Consider the following 16,535-nt stretch of genomic DNA (forward strand, 5'->3'; position numbering starts at 1 on the left):
GCGCTCATCTATATTTCATCATGATGGGGAGGGCTTTGGTGATCGGGACAGGTGGGCGACCAGAAAGCAACGCGGCCTGATCCAGTCTGGTGGTCGTGCCAGCGTAGAAGCGCGCAATCAAATCCTCATTCTTCCCGTAGGTATGTTCCAGCGTTTTATAGCGTTTCTCGGGCTTACCCGCCTCGAACATCATTGCACAGAGCATATGATAGAATTTACAATCCTGCCAGTGTTTTGCCGCATATTCGCGCAGCATTATATCAAGGCTGTCCTGCGTCAAATCGGGCAACGCAGCTACCATCATGGCGGTGCGAACAGCCATAGGCAGCGAATAGCTGGTCACTGGATGAACAAGTGCCGCCCGCGCGCCGGCACGGGCCTCGATACCGTCATGGGCCGCCCAGAAAGCATCGAAATCACCACCATAGAGTACTGGCAAACGCCCTGCTTCGTTGCGGCTAATGTTGGCAATGTCCCAGCCTTGCGTTTCGGCATAATCCGCGATCCGTCGATGGCTCGCTTCGATGTCCAGATCGCCGCCGTTGGAATAATAGGTATCCTCGACAAAAATCTCGGTTGAGCTGAAGGGCAGGGAATAGACGAAGCGGTAGCCATCAATCTGCTCGACGGTGGCGTCCTTAATGATTGGACGATCCAGTCCATGGGGTTTGGAAAGATGCAAAACCTGTCCTGCGAATTTCTGCCAGCCATATTGGAGCGCGGAAAAATCGCCGCCACCGCGGGCGTCCAATATCGCCTTGGCTGTCAGTTTTTTGCCGTCGGTCATGGCGATAGTATTTGTATCAATATTATCTATTTTAGAGCTAGTTATAAGGCTTTTCTTCAAAAGCTTCTTGCGAAGCACTCGATCAAAACTTTCCGACAATATCGACCGATAACCGGTATTCAGAGTGCGATCATATTTCGGGAAGCGCACGTCATAGCTATCCCATTGATAGGAAATCAGCGGCTCGATCAACCAGAGGTTCTCTGGTGCGATGTCGCTTTCAAAAAAGGACCAGACATGGTTGCCGCCAAAATGATCGTCAGCCTCGACCAGCGCCACTGATAGCTCCGGTCGCAACTTGCGCAGGGCTAGAGCAATCAGACCGCCAGCCAGTCCGCCGCCTGCTATTGCCAGATCAAAATCTTTTCCTGCTGCCATAAGAAGGCCGTAGCCGATGGTGAGGGCGCAGGGAAGCCTGTCCCAAAGCATGTAAGAAAATAAACCGCTTTACCCTTGTCGGGCGCGCTTTTGCGGCATAGCGTCCGGAAATGACTTACCTGCCTGCGATAATTATCTCGGCTGTAGCGATGACATTGATTGTCGGTGTGCGCTATCTGATCACCAGCGGTTTTTTTCGCCTGGCTGACGCAGCGCGCCCGCCCTGGGCAATATGACAAGCTGAAGCCCCAGATGGCGCGTGAAATTCGCTGGTCGCTCTATTCCGCAGCGATCTACGGAATTCCGGCCGGTATTGTCGCATGGGGCTGGCAAAATGCGGGTTGGACACAAATTTACATGGATATCAGTCTGTATCCGCTTTGGTATCTGCCAGTTTCGCTTTTGGTCTATCTGTTTCTGCATGACACTTGGTTCTACTGGACTCACCGCCTGTTTCACCGGCGCGGCTGGTTTGAGCTCGCTCATGCGGTTCATCATGAAAGTCGGCCGCCAACTGCCTGGGCAGCAATGAGTTTTCACCCGATTGAAGCGATCAGCGGGGCGGTGGTTGTTCCACTGCTTGTGTTTATCATACCCGTTCATGTCGGAATTTTGGGACTTGTCCTGCTCATCATGACAATCATGGGCGTAACCAATCACATGGGCTGGGAAATATTTCCGCGTTGGTTGGTTAACGGCCCGTTAGGAAAAGGGCTGATAACAGCCAGTCATCATGAAAAACATCATAGTGCGTATAGGGGGAATTATGGGTTATATTTTCGGTTCTGGGATAAAGTCTGCGGTACTGATCTCGGGCTTGGGAGTTTTGGCAGCGCTGCCAGCCAGCGCAGTAGGGGCTAATCAGGCTGTGGTTGCACCGGTCGTTGCAGCAACCATTGATATTGCCATTTCCAACCTGCGATCAGAAAAGGGTGACGTTCTGGTCTGTCTTAGCAGTAATCCCAAATATTTCCCCGACTGCCGTAAAGACAAGGAAGCTCGCAAAATTAAGGTGGCGGCGTCGGACGCTGGCTCAGTGCAGATTACCGATGTGAAGCCGGGCACTTATGCAGTGGCTTTGGTTCATGACGAAAATTCCAACGGAAAAATGGATTTGCGCTTGTTCCTGCCGCGTGAAGGCTTTGGTTTTTCGCGCAATCCCAAAATCGGTATGGGGCCACCCAAGTTTAAATCGGCCCAGTTCACAGTTGGTGCAGACAATGTAAACCATGCCGTGAAAATGAAATATATTCTATGATATGATCCGAATTCGCCCCCAAGTTTTCAGGAAATAAAATGTACAAACATGTCTTGGCTGCAGCTTGCCTTTTCGTCGCTTCATCCCCCGTTCTCGCTCAGCCGGATGGTCAGGGGCCGCCGCGCGGGGAATCTGTTTTTGACGGCGACTATGTAACTTTGGGCGTGGGGGTTGCGGTCGGGCCCAGTTATGATGGTTCGGACAATTATGACATTAACCCGCTGCCAGTGATTTTGGGCAACGTTGCAGGCATTGATTTTGAGCCGCGCGGTCCCGGGCTGGCGCTGGATGTCATTCCTGACCAGGCTGGCGCCAAGGTTGATTTTATTCTGGGACCCGTTGGCCGTGCGCGTTTTGACCGCAATAACGGGATTAAGGATGACGTCGTGCGAGAGCTCGGCGAACTGGATGTCGCCGTTGAGCTGGGCGCGGTGGCAGGTGTGAAGGTCAACCGGGTGTTCAGCCGGTTCGATTCACTTACTGCGGAAGTCGATCTGCGCTGGGATGTGGCTGGTGCCCATGAAGGCCGGGTCATTTCACCGCGCCTGACCTATTTCAGGCCGATTAGCCGCGGTGCAGCCGTCAGCTTTTCCATCAGCGCGGATCATGTGGATGATGACTATGCTGATTATTATTTCAGCATTTCACCGGCGGGTACTGTAACGAGCGGTCTGCCAACTTTCAACGCAACGGGTGGTTGGAAAAATGTCGGTGCTTCCGTTTTTAGTGCGATTGACCTGGACGGAGATGCGGCCAATGGCGGTTTTGCGATTATCCTGCTCGGCAGTTATTCGCGGCTGCTGGACGATGCCAAGCGCTCACCCGTTACATCCATCCGCGGCGATGCCGACCAATTTTTTGGTGCGATCGGGGTCGGCTATACATTTTAGCTTGAACCGCTAGCCCTATGTCGACGGTCTTCTAGTCGACATCCTCCACATCGACCGTTTCACCGGTAACGCGTTGTGACAAGGCGGCGGCGATGAATGGGTCAAGTGCGCCATCCAGCACATCCGAGGGCGCACTGCTGGTCACACCGGTGCGCAAATCCTTGACCATCTGATAAGGTTGCAGGACATAGCTGCGGATCTGGTGACCCCAGCCAATTTCGGTTTTTGCCTGATATTCACCGCTGGCTTCGGCTTCGCGGCGCTGCAGTTCAGCCTCATACAGCCGTGCTTTCAACATACCCATTGCTGTGGCACGGTTCTTGTGCTGGCTGCGATCATTCTGTGAAGCGACGACAATTCCGGTGGGTTGGTGCGTGATACGGACGGCGCTGTCGGTGGTGTTGACGTGCTGCCCGCCTGATCCGGATGCCCGGTAGGTATCGATCTTCAGATCGCCCTCGTTAATCTCGACCTCGAAACTGTCATCAATGACCGGATAGACCCAGACACTGGAAAAGCTGGTGTGCCGTTTCGCGGCGCTGTCAAATGGCGATATCCTGACGAGCCGATGAACACCGCTTTCGGTTTTCGCGAAACCATAGGCGTTCTCACCCTTGATCTCGAGCGTAGCGGATTTGATCCCGGCCTGATCACCAGCCTGATAGTCCACCATAGAAACCTTATAACCTCTCGCTTCGGCCCAACGCTGATACATACGCAGCAACATATCGGCCCAGTCCTGGCTCTCGGTTCCGCCAGCACCAGCATGGATTTCCAGGTAGGTATCGAAATTATCGGCTTCGCCGGAAAGCAGGGCCTGAACCTTGTCACGGTCTGCCCGGTCCGCGAGTTTGCTTAGCGTTTCGACACCTTCATCAGCCAATGCTTCGTCGCCTTCTTCGTCAGCCATCTCGATAAATTCCAGCGCGTCATCCATTTCCTGCTGGATTTCCCTCGCCGCGGTAATCGATTCATCCAGCCGCCGCCGCTCGGTCATGACAGCCTGCGCTGCGCTCTGGTCGTCCCACAGCGTCGGATCTTCTACCCGCGCGTTCAGCTCGTCCAGCCGCCGTAAGGCAACATCCCAGTTAAGCGAGGTTTTCAGCAGATCCAGCGCCGCGCTGATCCGGTCGACATGCGCCTGAGCTTCCGCACGCATTGCAAAGTCTCCAAATATCTCTTGGCGCTTCGATTAGACGATATGGTGGTGATGTAAAGTATCGATCCACAGAAGCTGTTCTGCCTCATCAAAAATTGCGACTTTGATTGTGACTTTCAGTGGTAACAAGCAGAGTGCATTATCGATGATTTCTATCAAGTGCGCTGGATATTTTTTATTTGCTCTTCTGGGCAGTCGGGTCAATATCCAGGGCACACAGGACAAAAATGTTCTGTGCAACAATTGGAGTGTAACACAAATTCTCTCAAGCTAATGCTTCAGCAAGAGCTTGAAGAAAAAGTATTTTTGCTAGATCAACTCGCGGTCCGTTCATGTGTCCGCACTGGGTTTAATCTAGCGCCAAGTAAAACAAGGAAACTAATATGAAGAAAATTGCTATTTTGCTCGCGGCAGCACCACTAGCTCTCGTGGCTTGTACGTCTGAAACAAATTCAGCCGATGCCGCGGCTGAAAGTTCAGAAACAGCTGCACCCATAACCGCCGAAGAGGTAGCTGCTGCGCAAACGGCTTGGGGCGAAGGTATTGTTGCAATCGGAAAAGCGTTCACAGAAGAAGGTGATTTCCGCGCCGCCGCTGACGAGCATATCAAGAAATTCTATGCTTATGGAGATGCAGACACCATATTGTTCAAGCCAACCCTGGCGGCTGAAGATCAGTTTCGCGGCACTTTTGACGAAGCAATGAGTTATTTTGTCGGTACGGAAGGGTCTGAAGATAAGGGCTTTGCCATCGCCCCTTGGACCGCAGTCCGCTGGGAAAATGAAGGAACTGTTGTAGATAGCGACAGTGCGATGGCCATGGGTAACTATTATTTCACTGACACCGAAGGCAACGACACCAAAGTAGAATATAGCTTTGGATATGTGCGCGGCGATGACGGTGAATTGAAAATCAACCTACATCACAGTTCGGTTCCCTTTGGAGGCTAACCGATAGGGGCGAGGCGCCGACTAACCTCGGCGTCTCGTTTCTCAATGGGCATTTCTTCCTCATCATCAGGGCTGTCTGCTCAAAACCCATATTAACCAAAGCGCTTCTTCCCAGCCATGGCGCGGTGGGCCATAGCCATGGTGGTGAGCTGGGCGTTGACCCGTATGCAACTGGGCATCACGCTGGCATCGGTGACATAGACATTGGCTGTGCCATGAACACGTTGGTCAAGGTCAACCACGCCCTTGGCCGGATCTACATTGATCGCGTTGCCACCATGGGGGTGGGAGCTGGACAGCACCACATCGTCCGGTTCGACAATGGCGTCCAGGTAGAAGCCGTCAATTTCCGCATCACTCATTCCCTTGCGCAAGGTTTGCCCTTTCAGGAGAGCCGGATAGACTTCGATCGCGCCATTGAGGAAATGAACCTTGGTCATTGTAGCCAGTGCGCGGCGAAGCAGAGCGAGCTCCGGTTCGCCCACTTTCAGTTTGAGCTTCCCGTTCTCCATTTTTCCCAGACGGTCAGCCGGAAACAGGACACCAGCAGATACCAGCCGGTTATAGTTGAGCATGCGTCGGAAATGTTCATCAAACCATCCGGGGACCAAAGTTGCCATGCTCATGGGAGGTTGGAAATGGCTTTCGATCAGATAGTCACCGCGATCAACATAGGTCGCCATCTGGTCCTCGTTCCAGACATTCATCTCGTGTCCTTCAGGCATCAAGGCGACGACCGGGCAGGCGATGTTCAACGATATTTCATCGCCGGATTTTTCGATTCCGCTGTTGATCAGTAAGTTACTGGACGCCAGTGCTCCGGCGGCCACTACGACGCCCTTGCGCGCTTTTATAGTTCGTTTTCGGCCGTCGCGGAGGGTGACTTCGACTGCCTCGGCTACGCGCGCATCCTGCGTGCCATCTTTCCAGACAATTTCGTTTGCTTCTGCGCCATCCAGTATGCGTGCGGGTTTATCGCGATCTGTGCTGGTGGCATGGGTGAGGAAACTCTCGGGCATCGCTTTCTTGCGGCCATAGGGGCAGCCGGTGTTGCAATAGCCGCAATAGACACATTCGCTATCGGGGGTTTTGGGACCGTAATTTTTCTGGAACCAAGCCGATATGGCCTGCTTGTCCATCGGATCATTGGATTGCGCCGCATATTTGTTCCAGCCATCCAGTAAATGGGGACCGTTATTTCGCCCTGATATTGCCGATATTTCGGAAACTTCCAGCGCACCTTCAACCGCCTCATAGCTGACGGTGAGTTCCGCTTCGCTAACCGGTGCGCCCAAAGCATCCCATGTCTTGTACACGTCTTCTGCTTGCGGATGGACGAGGCCTGCATGTTTCATGCGTAGACAGATACCATTGTTAATCACTGTCGAACCGCCAACAACGCGCCCCTGAAAAACAATTACGTCGCGATCTTTGGTTGTTTGCAGCGCCCCATCCTTGAACAGGCGGGCCGTCATGCGGGCTTCTTCATGGGTGATACGGGACGAGGGGTAGTTATGACCCGCTTCGAGGATGAGGACTTCATGTCCCTCATCGGCCACGGACGCTGCCGCAACTGCGCCGCCTGCGCCGGACCCGATAACGATGACGTCCACTTCTTCGGGAATGGCATCATGGCCGATAAACACTTCGGCTTTCAGATCGCGTCTCGGTTCGCGCCTGACCGGCAGCTCACCAGGGGCGGAACGGTCCCGTTGGCCCGGCAATAGATATTTGAGCCGTTGGTAAATTGGGTTATCGAAATTCAGTTCCTCATCGCCGCGTTCCCAGTGGCCATAATAGCCAGCCAGAATCACACCCTTGGTGCGGGCGATATCCTGAAACAGATCCACGCGGCTGTTCTGCAGGCGGCGGCGGATCAGACTCTGCCGCATTTTTGGCGGTGCGAGCAGAAAGAAGGGGCCGCCGAGGATCAGGAACAGTCCATAGAGCGCCAGCCCGATTTCCTTTGGCTTGTCGCCATCGATATTGGAAAAATGCTCCTGAAGGTTCTCCACCACTTGCGACGGGGAAATCGCCATCGGTGTGTCGTGGAACAGCGTTTGAGTGAGCGCTTTCAGCATGCGTGCCTGCAGGGGATTAAATGGTTTTTGCATTGCTATCTTCCTAAAGTGCGACCCTAGAAAAATATCTCATCAATATCAGCGGGCTGTTACCCTATTCGGTTTGATCTGCTTCGACGGTTTGAACAATACCCAATCCGTCGCCGTTCTTTCCGACAGTGAAGTGGCGGATCAGCTTGCCTTCGATCATGTCAACTTCGGCAATCCGGTTCAGTCCGGTTTCGGCAACATAAAGCCGCTTACCGTCCGGTGAAAAAAGGATAGTGACTTGAGCCGATTCCCGGCTGCCGCCAAGTTCGATGGTGCCCTTCGGCAGCCTTGTGTCAACATCGAATAGGCCCAGCGCGCCATCGCCAAGATTGGACGTCACAGCGATTTTGCCGTCCGGGCTGATGGCCACGCGGATCGGGAAATTACCGGTTTTGATTGTGGTAATTTCATCTAGGCTGTCGGCATCAAATACCCGCATCAGATCGCCGCGCCGGTCGGCGACCCAGACGGTTTTTCCATCCGGTGTGATGGCAATGCCTTCCGGCTCTGTACCGGCGGGCAAGTCCTTGATCTTGGAACCCTCCACAAGATCAAGGACGCTCACCGTTCCGGACTGCATATTGCTAACAAAGGCGCGGCTTTTATCCGGTGTTACCACCAGCATATGACTGCCCTTCTGTCCGGTCGAAATTTGGGTAACTTCGCGGGTCTGGCTCTCCCCGGAAGGTGGCGATACAATCGTTATACTGTCGCTGCCTTCGGTTGAGGCAACGATCCGCCCGTCATCCAGCCACACAATGCCATGCGGGCTTTTGCCTGGCGTCAACGCTATCGTTTCAATCTTCCTTTGCGCGGCAACTTCGAAAATATCGATATGTTCCGCGCCATAAGAAACCACAGCTGCCAGTTGCCCATCCGGCGAGATTGCAACTTCATGAGGATTTTTACCGGTATCACCGCGGGAGATCTCCTGACCGGATGCCAGGTCAATGAAGCTGAGCGTATCTTCGCCCTTATTGCCCACCAGCAACGTACCGCTCATTGTTTCACGATCCGCTGCAGAGTTTTCCGCAGAGACGGAGCAGGAAGTGAACAGCGTTGCTGCCATCAAAGCGATTGCAAATTTGTTCATTCTTACCATCTCCTGAAAAAATCCCCGGCAAGGCATTTGGCCGTACCGGGGATGATCTTGTCCTAGCCGACCGCGGCCCTATTCTGCTTGCGGTGCAGCGGCGCTAGGGTCTTCGGGAAGACCGCCAAGCTGTGTCACCATTTTTGTATATGCGTCGAGATAGGCCAGGGCCATTACCCGACCAATCTGCGTATCGGTATAACCACCGCCTGCTGCGCCAGCAAGAACGCCGCCAAAGAAGCCGCCGCCTCCACCGCCAAATTTCAGATCAGATTTGCGGGAATATCCTTCGGTAATGCGTTCCATTTCGGTCGTGCGCACGTTGACCAGCGACAAGGTTACATTTGCCTCTTTCTTATTGACCTTGATGCCACCAAATAGGCCGCCCAATGTCCGCCCACCCAATGCACCTGCAATGCCGCCCAGCGCACCACCGCCACCGGAGCGGTTATTGGCAGAAATTATATCGGGCACGATAACATAGTCTGCAGCTTTCACCTGACGCTTGCCGATATTGGAACCGCGTTGCAATTCGCCTGAATCCGCTAGGGCTCGCTCAACAGCCCTGCTGGCCAGACCACGACCGCGATCAACCAGACCAAAACAGCCAGAGCGTGCGACAAAGGTCTTAATCAGTGCTTCCGGTGAACCGAGCTTGTAGCTCACCCACCAACGCTGTTCCGGTTCCACAATGGCAATGGTCCCGAGCTTTTTGTAACAAACAGGAATTTCAGCAACACCGCGTTCCTGAGCTTTCTGGCCCTTTGACTTGCCTGCAGCCAGCGCCGTACCGCCGGAAAGCGCGATTGATGAGACAGCTATGGCGGTGATAATTTTCTTCAACATGATATTCCCTCCGATTTAAAATACTCTGCCCACTGCGCGAAACTGAATCAGTCAATTCCCTACCAGTGGCAGATCAATTCGCGACCTCAAGATTTGCATGACGATAAAACTGATCACGGTTCTGAGGTTCTGTAATATGTTGTAACGGTATTAGGCTCCCCTGATTGTGATCTATAGCACGTTTTAGACATGCTTATTTTCGACCCGTCTGCCAACCAAAAAGATAGGTACAGCCTGTAACTCTTTTCTTTTATAATTATGCCGTTAGCATGCAGGTAGAGGTAAACAACCTTGATTCTGGGAGGAATGCGGATGCGGCATATCGCGATCATCGGGTCGGGGCCGGCGGGCTATTACTCGGCCGAAGCGGCGCAAAAAAAATATGGTGACGACGTTACCATCGATATCATTGACCGTTTGCCGGTCCCCTTTGGTCTGATTCGAACTGGTGTTGCTCCGGATCATCAATCGATCAAGGCCGTCTCCCGGCGTTACGAGAAAACCGCTCTCGGCGATAACGTTCATTTTGCCGGTAATGTTTCCGTGGGAGAAGATGTTAGTATCGAGGAACTACAGAGCTTTTATGACGCGGTAATCCTGGCCACTGGTGCCCCCAATGATCGGCCACTGGAAATTGAGGGCAGTGATTTGACCGGTGTTATCGGGAGCGCGGCTTTTGTCGGATGGTATAACGGCCATCCTGATTACAGAGACCTTGATCCACCGCTGGATGGCAAGTCTGTGGCTGTGATTGGGAACGGTAACGTCGCTTTGGATGTGGCGCGCATTCTGGCCAAGACTGAAGCCGAGTTTACCGGTAGCGATATTGTGGGGCATGCGCTTGATCAGTTGAAACAAAGCAATGTCGATAAAATTACGCTGCTCGGCAGACGAGGCCCTCATCAAATTGCCATGACCCCGAAAGAATTGGGCGAGCTGGGTCATCTGGAACGCGCGCGTCCGGTGATTGATACGCTGGATTTTCCTGACGAGGGTGCAGATGCGATGCTCGAGCCCGGTATGCGTAAATCAGTGACCCATTTGCGCAGTTTTTTTGACCGCGCCGGAGAGTTGCGAGACAAGCCGGTCGTTATCGATTTCGACTTTTTTGCCATGCCAGTTGAGATTCAGGGTGATGGCAAAGTCGAAAAACTGATTGTGGAGAAAACAGAACTGGATGCTGAACTGCGTTCTAAAGGAACTGGCGAACGCTATGAATTAGAATGTTCCCTCGTGATCAGCTGCATCGGTTATCGTACGCCGCCAATTGAAGGCGTACCCTACGAACATGGTCGCGGCCGGTTTGCCAATGTTGATGGCCGGATATTGCCGGGTCTCTATTGCGTCGGCTGGGCGCGAAGAGGACCGACCGGGACAATTGGTACGAACAAACCGGATGGATTTGCGATAATCGAGGCGGTAGCCGAAGATATTGGGGCAGGGGATAATAAGGAGGGACGGAAAGGATTGGATCGGCTGTTCGAACGCCGCGGCGTTGAAGCAGTCACCTTTCGCGACTGGAAGAAAATTGAAGAAGCGGAAGTGGCCAACGCCCGCAGCGGTGCACCGCGTGAGAAGTTCACAGACATTGATGAAATGATTGCGGCGAGGGAAAGCTAGGCCAGCCAGCCCCGCAAAATTGCGTTGACCTTTTCAGGCGCTTCCTGCTGCACCCAATGCGATACGCCTGGTAGGCGATGTAATTCCAGGTTAGATACCCATTGTTCGGTACCTTCTGTGCATTTGATGTTGAGCGCGCTGTCTTCCTCTCCCCAGATCATCAGGGTTGGCGTATCAAGTTGTCTATCCTCCAGATCGACTACGCCTCGATGTCTGACCAATGCGCGGTAGTAATTCAACATCGCGGTCAGCGACCCCGGTCGCAAGGCAGCTTTTGCGAAAACATCTAAAACTTTGTCTGAAAAGTTGCTTTGGTCTTGAGCCATATTGGAAAATGCCCCCCTAATTGCTTCGCCTTTGCGACGCGAGATCAAAAATTCCGGCAACCACGGAATCTGGAAAAAGAAGATGTACCAGCTGCGCCGAAGCTGTCGCCAATGGCGGATTTCGCGTCTGCCGACCATTGGGTGTGGTACATTCATGATGATAAGACGGTTTAGGGGGCGGATTTTCTGGATTGCAAAAGCCCATGCAACAATCGCACCCCAATCATGTGCGATCAGCGTGACTTCTTCAGCGCCGCTTGCATCGATAAGTGCAGCGACATCGGCACAGAGGTGGTCCAGAGCGTAATCACGCACGGTCGCTGGTTTGCTCGATCCGCCATAGCCGCGCATATTTGGTGCCCATACTCGGTAGCCTTGTTCGACCAGCAAAGGGATCTGAAAACGCCAGCTATAATGCAGCTCAGGAAAACCATGCAGGCACAAGGCGAGTCTTTTTCCCTCACCTGACTGTGCGACCTCAAAAGTCTGACCATTGGCCTCGATCCATTGAATGGTAATCTCGCTGCCGGGGTCCGGATTCCATGATGGCGTATCTGTCATGGAAAAAGTCTAACAGCAGAAGGCTTTAATCATCCAGTTAAATCTGTTACTCCTCAAGAAAATAATCAGGAGAGACTCGATGCATGATCTGGTAATTCGCGGCGGTACAGTGGTTGATGGCACTGGCAGTGCACCTTTTACAGCCGATGTTGCAATTGACGGGGATCGTGTCTCCTTGGTGGGTACAGTCACCGCCAAGGGGCGTGAAGAAATTGATGCGACCGGAAAAATTGTCTCGCCGGGCTTTGTAGATGTGCACACCCACTATGACGGACAAGCCACTTGGGACGATGAAATGGCACCTTCAAGCTGGCATGGTGTGACCACTGTAGTCATGGGTAATTGCGGCGTCGGTTTTGCTCCCGCCAAGCCTGACAAGCATGAATGGCTAATCGGTCTGATGGAAGGTGTGGAGGATATTCCCGGCACGGCGCTCGCCGAAGGGATGACTTGGAATTGGGAAACATTTCCGGAATATATGGATGCGCTGGAGGAACTACCACGTACCATTGATGTTGCTACCCACGTCCCACATGGCGCTATTCGCGCTTATGTATTGGGCGATCGGGAAAAGCCGGGTGCGGTTCCCACTGAAGATGACGTGGAGCAGATGTCGAAAATTGTGGAAGACGGTTTGCGAGCAGGTGCATTGGGCTTTTCAACCTCCCGCACCGTGCTGCATCGCTCGGTTGATGGGGAGCTGGTTCCTGGAACGACGGCAACCAAGGAAGAGTTAATCGGGATTGGCCGGGCCATGGGCCGGGTTGGTTATGGTGTCTTCGAGATGGCTTCTGATCTCAACCGGGAATGGGATGAGTTTGGATGGATGGGCGACCTCAGCCGGGAAACGGGCTTGCCAGTGACATTTGCAGCACTGCAATCCATAGCCAAGGATCAACCGCTCGAAGAGCAGATCGCCAATATGCGAGCCGAAAATGACAACGGCGCAAATATTGTCGCGCAAATCGCGTTACGCGGAAATGGCATCATCATGGCTTGGCAGGGTACGGTTCATCCATTTGTTCGTAAACCAAGCTGGGAGTCCATTGCCGAGCTTCCGTGGGAAGAGAAATATGCTCGGCTAAGTGATCCCGATTTCAGGGCGCAAATGATTTCCGAGGCCAGCCTTCCGGCAGAAAATGTTGATATGGCACCTGTTCAGTTTATCGTCACCGATGGCTGGGCGATGCACTATCAGATGGATGATGGTTTCAATTACGAGCCGACCACTGAGGAGAGTATCAACGCTCGTGCCAATGCTGCGGGTGTGACACCAGCAGAATATGCCTATGATCTACTGATGTCGGATGATGGTAAAGGACTGATATACCTTCCTATTTTGAACTATATTGATGGCAATTTGGATTTTCTTCATCCGTTGCAACATGCCGATGATACAGTGAATAGCCTGTCAGACGGCGGTGCGCATTGTGGTACGATCTGTGACGCCGCAAGTCCGACTTTCATGCTGGAGCATTGGGTTAAAAACCGAGAGCGCGGTACGATCACGATCGAGAATGCGATCAAGCGGCAATGTCTGGATACGGCTCGTCTCTATGGGCTGAATGACCGCGGAGTTTTGAAACCGGGATATTTGGCCGACGTCAACGTTATTGACATGGACCGGATCAAACTGGGCAAGCCATGGCTTGCCTTTGATCTGCCCGCCGGCGGCAAGCGACTGCTGCAAAAGGCTGATGGCTATGACTACACTATCAAGTCCGGACAGGTGACTTTCAGGGGCGGCGTGGTGACAGACAAGCGCCCGGGCGGCTTGATCCGCGGTCCGCAAAATGCTGAGATGCTGGAAGCTGCAGAATAGAAGGCTAGATGCCTGCGCTTCGAGATAGGAGTTCAGTGAGCATCGCTTCGAGTGCTCGATGATTTTCGACTGTTGGATTTTGTAGCCATTGGCGCATGGCGCCTTCGACCATGCCATGTGCGATGGCGGCAAAATGAGTCGTGTCGTGCGGAGTAAAGCCCCCATGATCGATGCCGTTCTGATAAAGTGCTGCGATCTCCTTCCTGATCATTGAGCCGGGAGTCGTTCCTTTCTCAATGATGTGACCCTGTGCAAGCGACAGAAGGCTGATCTCCTCTCTTTTATCTGAAATGATCACGAACAAGGCGCTGACCATCCGCTTCAACCGTTCGGGATACGGCCGATTAACGCGCCACGCCTCACGCATCACCGCAATGAACTCCTGCTCCAATATGTTCGAAATCGCGACCAGTATTGCACTTTTGTTGGGATAAAAGCGATAAATCGTGCCGACAGCGATATCCGCTGCCTTCGCTATTTCAGAGATCGTTACCTGATCAAAACCCTTGGCTGAAAAAAGCGCGATGGCGCTCTCATGTATCGCCTTGAGTTTGGCGTCCGGATTGCGCTGACGTCTGGTTTTTTGCATCAAATGAATATTGTTCATTAAAGTTGACTTGGCAACAGAAATGATATTAATGAGGATTATTCATTAATATCATTAATCCTGAAATTCTATGCTGGAGAAGAGGAATGAGCCGGATAAATATTCTGCAAATCGCCTTTATTGCGAACATCTTCATCCTTGTGCCGGTCTGCTGGAACATGTTTTCGGGTAGCGGTGTTGGCGGCGTTTTTGAAGGCAAGGTCGATGAATCTGTCGGTCTGCGATTGTTAGTTGGCAGTCTGTGGCTGGCAATATTGGCTGGATCGATCGCTGGGCTTTGGGCTCCGCGTTTTTTTGCTCCGATTGTGCTAATCCAGATATTTTACAAGAGCTTTTGGCTGCTGGTTTTTGTTCTACCGCTGCTTATGTCCGGCAGGCCGGGCGACGTGCCTTGGGGAATCTCCATAACATTTATGGCTATCGTTTTGATCTACCCAATCCTGTTCTGGTTATCCCGAACGTGGCAGTCTGTTTGACACGGGCGTCCACTCTCAATCAAACAGGGTAACTGCGGGACCCGGATTAACGCCGGGTCCCGTTCTTTATGGGTTAAAACGACTTTTGCCAGCCGATGGTAAGCATCCAGTCGCCTGTCATTTGGGGGCCATTGAGATCCTGATAAACCGGAGCACCAACCTCGATACCCAGACGATGACCCGCTAACGGCCCGTGTGTGCCAACGAGATTGATACCGCCGATAAGGTCCACACGCTCGCCGCCCTGGAAGTCGGGGTTGGCGGTTTGGACGGGTCCCATTATCATGGGATCAATGCCTTCCACCGGACTGGTGGCTCGACCCTTGATACGGCCAGACAGGCTGATCCATTGAGCTGGACGGTAGCTGATCCAGGTGGTCAGCTCGTGCACATCACCAAAGCGGTAACCTTGGTCATTCGTGCCAGTACGGATCGTCCCGGAATATTGTGAGCCAAGACCAATAGAGCCGTGCCAACTTTTGTAAGTCACAGACGATTTAAGGTCCCATGTGCCCGATCCGATTTGCATCATGTAGGGCACACGGACGGTTGGTTCTCCGCCCATCGGCGTCAGGATTTGCGCTGTCTTGGTCGTTGAGCCAGTCGGGATGGAAACGGCGGCGCGGACATTCAGCTCCCGCTGTAAGTCGCCCTTGCGATCCGATACTCCCAGTATCGGAAAAATACCGCCGAGTGTGATGTCGCCAAATCCCTTTGGATTGGTCGTGAAATTGCCGCGCACATTGGTACCGGCACCTCCTGCAAAGGTTATATGCTCCATTTCCTTTTCGACATAACTACCCATGGCGATCAGAGTGACCCAATCGGTCGGTGCGTACATCGCTCCCACCATGGTCATGTCGGTGCGCATGGAGGTTGGCACAATGCGCAAAGTTGGCGGTTGGCCTGGAGCACCGAAAAAACGGTTGGGTATAGTGGTTGCAATATCTTCGGGAGAGATGCTGTCGGTCCCGATCTGATTGCCGCTCATTTCCATATGCATATGGCGGATGGAGAACATAACCTCGCCCTTCTTGTGAGCATGATCGGCCATCACACCTATCGGGGCGTGATCATCGGCCAAAACATCATGGGCGAGCGAGGGGGTAGAAAGGCAGGCGGTGAACAACACCCCTGCGCAAAGCGAGTATTTCATAGTTTTTTCCTGTGATTGTCTGATATTTGGCCGCTGAAAAGCTCCAGAAACGGCCGGTAGCTGAGATCAGACGGCGACAGGTGGTCCGGTTGCTGGCGGAATATTGATCCGATTGCGGACGGCAAAATGGCGCTGTGCTTCTGGCACATGTGGGGCCATGACGTGATCGGTCAGCGTAATAGCAGGGGCGGCTGAAATCAGGCCGGCGCCTGAGGACGCCGCATAGGTACAGACTGAGTTTCCAGTTTCGGAATTTGGTGTATCGGGTTTTTCCCGGCCGCCATATACCATTGCCAGCATCACATAGTCGGGATGATCGGGCGTTATGGCGAGCTTGTTATTTGCATGGCCGGAACACAGCTCGATGGAAAAACCGTCTGTGGTATATTTGGGCATGAAGCCCTGAGGAGCCAGAGCGGAAAGCAGCAGCGCCACCACAGTCAGAGTGACAGTCACCAGATGGCCTCGTAAAGGCTGTCGAGAAGAAGGATCTGC

Annotated in this window: 15 protein-coding genes and 1 pseudogene; 7 read left to right on the forward strand and 9 right to left on the reverse strand. The window is 53.1% G+C overall.

From position 1 onward, the window contains the following. Positions 1 to 4: 4 nt before the first annotated feature. Positions 5 to 1,165 (reverse strand): lycopene beta-cyclase CrtY, encoded by a 1,161-nt coding sequence (gene crtY, locus AC6I9Z_RS09230; protein WP_461455457.1) that lies wholly within the window; start codon positions 1,163 to 1,165, stop codon positions 5 to 7. A 110-nt stretch (positions 1,166 to 1,275) separates the two neighbouring features. On the opposite strand from crtY, the pseudogene AC6I9Z_RS09235 reads away from it, so the two are divergent. The 3 genes and pseudogenes from AC6I9Z_RS09235 (at position 1,276) to AC6I9Z_RS09245 (ending at position 3,313) form a co-directional block, all read left to right on the forward strand. Further along, positions 1,276 to 2,026, forward strand: a pseudogene (locus AC6I9Z_RS09235) (sterol desaturase family protein). Further along, positions 1,992 to 2,423, forward strand: coding sequence for a DUF2141 domain-containing protein (locus AC6I9Z_RS09240; RefSeq protein WP_461455461.1), 432 nt, complete (start codon positions 1,992 to 1,994; stop codon positions 2,421 to 2,423). Before AC6I9Z_RS09235 ends, AC6I9Z_RS09240 begins: the two are co-directional and overlap by 35 nt. 38 nt (positions 2,424 to 2,461) lie before the next feature. After that, on the forward strand, positions 2,462 to 3,313 hold the full coding sequence (locus AC6I9Z_RS09245) for a MipA/OmpV family protein (RefSeq protein WP_461455463.1): 852 nt from the start codon (positions 2,462 to 2,464) through the stop codon (positions 3,311 to 3,313). Positions 3,314 to 3,344: 31 nt separating this feature from the next. Here the strand turns inward: AC6I9Z_RS09245 and prfB are convergent, their stop codons facing one another. Further along, positions 3,345 to 4,472, reverse strand: a complete 1,128-nt coding sequence (gene prfB, locus AC6I9Z_RS09250) for a peptide chain release factor 2 (protein ID WP_461455465.1) — start codon at positions 4,470 to 4,472, stop codon at positions 3,345 to 3,347. 383 nt (positions 4,473 to 4,855) lie between these two features. Here prfB and AC6I9Z_RS09255 point away from each other — a divergent pair, with 383 nt between their 5' ends. Then, complete coding sequence (locus AC6I9Z_RS09255) at positions 4,856 to 5,422, forward strand: metal-independent carbonic anhydrase family protein (RefSeq protein ID WP_461455467.1); 567 nt, start codon at positions 4,856 to 4,858, stop codon at positions 5,420 to 5,422. Positions 5,423 to 5,514: 92 nt separating this feature from the next. Here the strand turns inward: AC6I9Z_RS09255 and AC6I9Z_RS09260 are convergent, their stop codons facing one another. The 3 genes from AC6I9Z_RS09260 to AC6I9Z_RS09270 form a co-directional block, all read right to left on the reverse strand. Further along, entirely contained in the window at positions 5,515 to 7,536 is a 2,022-nt protein-coding gene (locus AC6I9Z_RS09260; RefSeq protein ID WP_461455469.1) for a GMC family oxidoreductase N-terminal domain-containing protein, read from the reverse strand. A 61-nt stretch (positions 7,537 to 7,597) separates the two neighbouring features. Further along, on the reverse strand, positions 7,598 to 8,626 hold the full coding sequence (locus AC6I9Z_RS09265) for a YncE family protein (RefSeq protein WP_461455471.1): 1,029 nt from the start codon (positions 8,624 to 8,626) through the stop codon (positions 7,598 to 7,600). A 78-nt stretch (positions 8,627 to 8,704) separates the two neighbouring features. Next, positions 8,705 to 9,472, reverse strand: coding sequence for a CsgG/HfaB family protein (locus AC6I9Z_RS09270; protein ID WP_109357347.1), 768 nt, complete (start codon positions 9,470 to 9,472; stop codon positions 8,705 to 8,707). 312 nt (positions 9,473 to 9,784) lie between these two features. Here AC6I9Z_RS09270 and AC6I9Z_RS09275 point away from each other — a divergent pair, with 312 nt between their 5' ends. Then, positions 9,785 to 11,092 (forward strand): FAD-dependent oxidoreductase, encoded by a 1,308-nt coding sequence (locus tag AC6I9Z_RS09275; RefSeq protein WP_461455473.1) that lies wholly within the window; start codon positions 9,785 to 9,787, stop codon positions 11,090 to 11,092. On the opposite strand, the gene AC6I9Z_RS09280 is transcribed toward AC6I9Z_RS09275, so the two are convergent. Further along, positions 11,089 to 11,979: an alpha/beta fold hydrolase gene (locus AC6I9Z_RS09280; RefSeq protein WP_461455475.1), complete on the reverse strand. Its 891-nt coding sequence runs from the start codon at positions 11,977 to 11,979 to the stop codon at positions 11,089 to 11,091. The genes AC6I9Z_RS09275 and AC6I9Z_RS09280 overlap by 4 nt on opposite strands. A gap of 79 nt (positions 11,980 to 12,058) precedes the next feature. On the opposite strand from AC6I9Z_RS09280, the gene AC6I9Z_RS09285 reads away from it, so the two are divergent. Then, entirely contained in the window at positions 12,059 to 13,801 is a 1,743-nt protein-coding gene (locus AC6I9Z_RS09285; protein WP_461455477.1) for an N-acyl-D-amino-acid deacylase family protein, read from the forward strand. A gap of 4 nt (positions 13,802 to 13,805) precedes the next feature. On the opposite strand, the gene AC6I9Z_RS09290 is transcribed toward AC6I9Z_RS09285, so the two are convergent. After that, positions 13,806 to 14,408, reverse strand: coding sequence for a TetR/AcrR family transcriptional regulator (locus tag AC6I9Z_RS09290; RefSeq protein ID WP_461455479.1), 603 nt, complete (start codon positions 14,406 to 14,408; stop codon positions 13,806 to 13,808). Between the two features lie 86 nt (positions 14,409 to 14,494). Between AC6I9Z_RS09290 and AC6I9Z_RS09295 the strand changes: the two genes are divergently transcribed. After that, on the forward strand, positions 14,495 to 14,884 hold the full coding sequence (locus AC6I9Z_RS09295; RefSeq protein ID WP_461455481.1) for a hypothetical protein: 390 nt from the start codon (positions 14,495 to 14,497) through the stop codon (positions 14,882 to 14,884). A gap of 73 nt (positions 14,885 to 14,957) precedes the next feature. On the opposite strand, the gene AC6I9Z_RS09300 is transcribed toward AC6I9Z_RS09295, so the two are convergent. Together AC6I9Z_RS09300 and AC6I9Z_RS09305 are read right to left on the reverse strand one after the other, a co-directional pair. Next, positions 14,958 to 16,040, reverse strand: coding sequence for a transporter (locus AC6I9Z_RS09300; protein WP_461455483.1), 1,083 nt, complete (start codon positions 16,038 to 16,040; stop codon positions 14,958 to 14,960). A 66-nt stretch (positions 16,041 to 16,106) separates the two neighbouring features. Continuing rightward, positions 16,107 to 16,496, reverse strand: a complete 390-nt coding sequence (locus AC6I9Z_RS09305) for a hypothetical protein (RefSeq protein ID WP_461455485.1) — start codon at positions 16,494 to 16,496, stop codon at positions 16,107 to 16,109. Between the last annotated feature and the right edge of the window lie 39 nt (positions 16,497 to 16,535).

It is taken from the genome of Parasphingorhabdus sp. (genome assembly GCF_059726685.1).

Coding starts and splice junctions, on each gene's coding strand:
- AC6I9Z_RS09290 (WP_461455479.1), bottom strand. CDS start 14,408: ATGAACAATATTCATTTGATGCAAAAAACCAGACGTCAGCGCAATCCG.
- prfB (WP_461455465.1), bottom strand. CDS start 4,472: ATGCGTGCGGAAGCTCAGGCGCATGTCGACCGGATCAGCGCGGCGCTG.
- AC6I9Z_RS09295 (WP_461455481.1), top strand. CDS start 14,495: ATGAGCCGGATAAATATTCTGCAAATCGCCTTTATTGCGAACATCTTC.
- AC6I9Z_RS09300 (WP_461455483.1), bottom strand. CDS start 16,040: ATGAAATACTCGCTTTGCGCAGGGGTGTTGTTCACCGCCTGCCTTTCT.
- AC6I9Z_RS09285 (WP_461455477.1), top strand. CDS start 12,059: ATGCATGATCTGGTAATTCGCGGCGGTACAGTGGTTGATGGCACTGGC.
- AC6I9Z_RS09270 (WP_109357347.1), bottom strand. CDS start 9,472: ATGTTGAAGAAAATTATCACCGCCATAGCTGTCTCATCAATCGCGCTT.
- AC6I9Z_RS09280 (WP_461455475.1), bottom strand. CDS start 11,979: ATGACAGATACGCCATCATGGAATCCGGACCCCGGCAGCGAGATTACC.
- AC6I9Z_RS09260 (WP_461455469.1), bottom strand. CDS start 7,536: ATGCAAAAACCATTTAATCCCCTGCAGGCACGCATGCTGAAAGCGCTC.
- AC6I9Z_RS09275 (WP_461455473.1), top strand. CDS start 9,785: ATGCGGCATATCGCGATCATCGGGTCGGGGCCGGCGGGCTATTACTCG.
- AC6I9Z_RS09255 (WP_461455467.1), top strand. CDS start 4,856: ATGAAGAAAATTGCTATTTTGCTCGCGGCAGCACCACTAGCTCTCGTG.
- AC6I9Z_RS09245 (WP_461455463.1), top strand. CDS start 2,462: ATGTACAAACATGTCTTGGCTGCAGCTTGCCTTTTCGTCGCTTCATCC.
- crtY (WP_461455457.1), bottom strand. CDS start 1,165: ATGGCAGCAGGAAAAGATTTTGATCTGGCAATAGCAGGCGGCGGACTG.
- AC6I9Z_RS09265 (WP_461455471.1), bottom strand. CDS start 8,626: ATGAACAAATTTGCAATCGCTTTGATGGCAGCAACGCTGTTCACTTCC.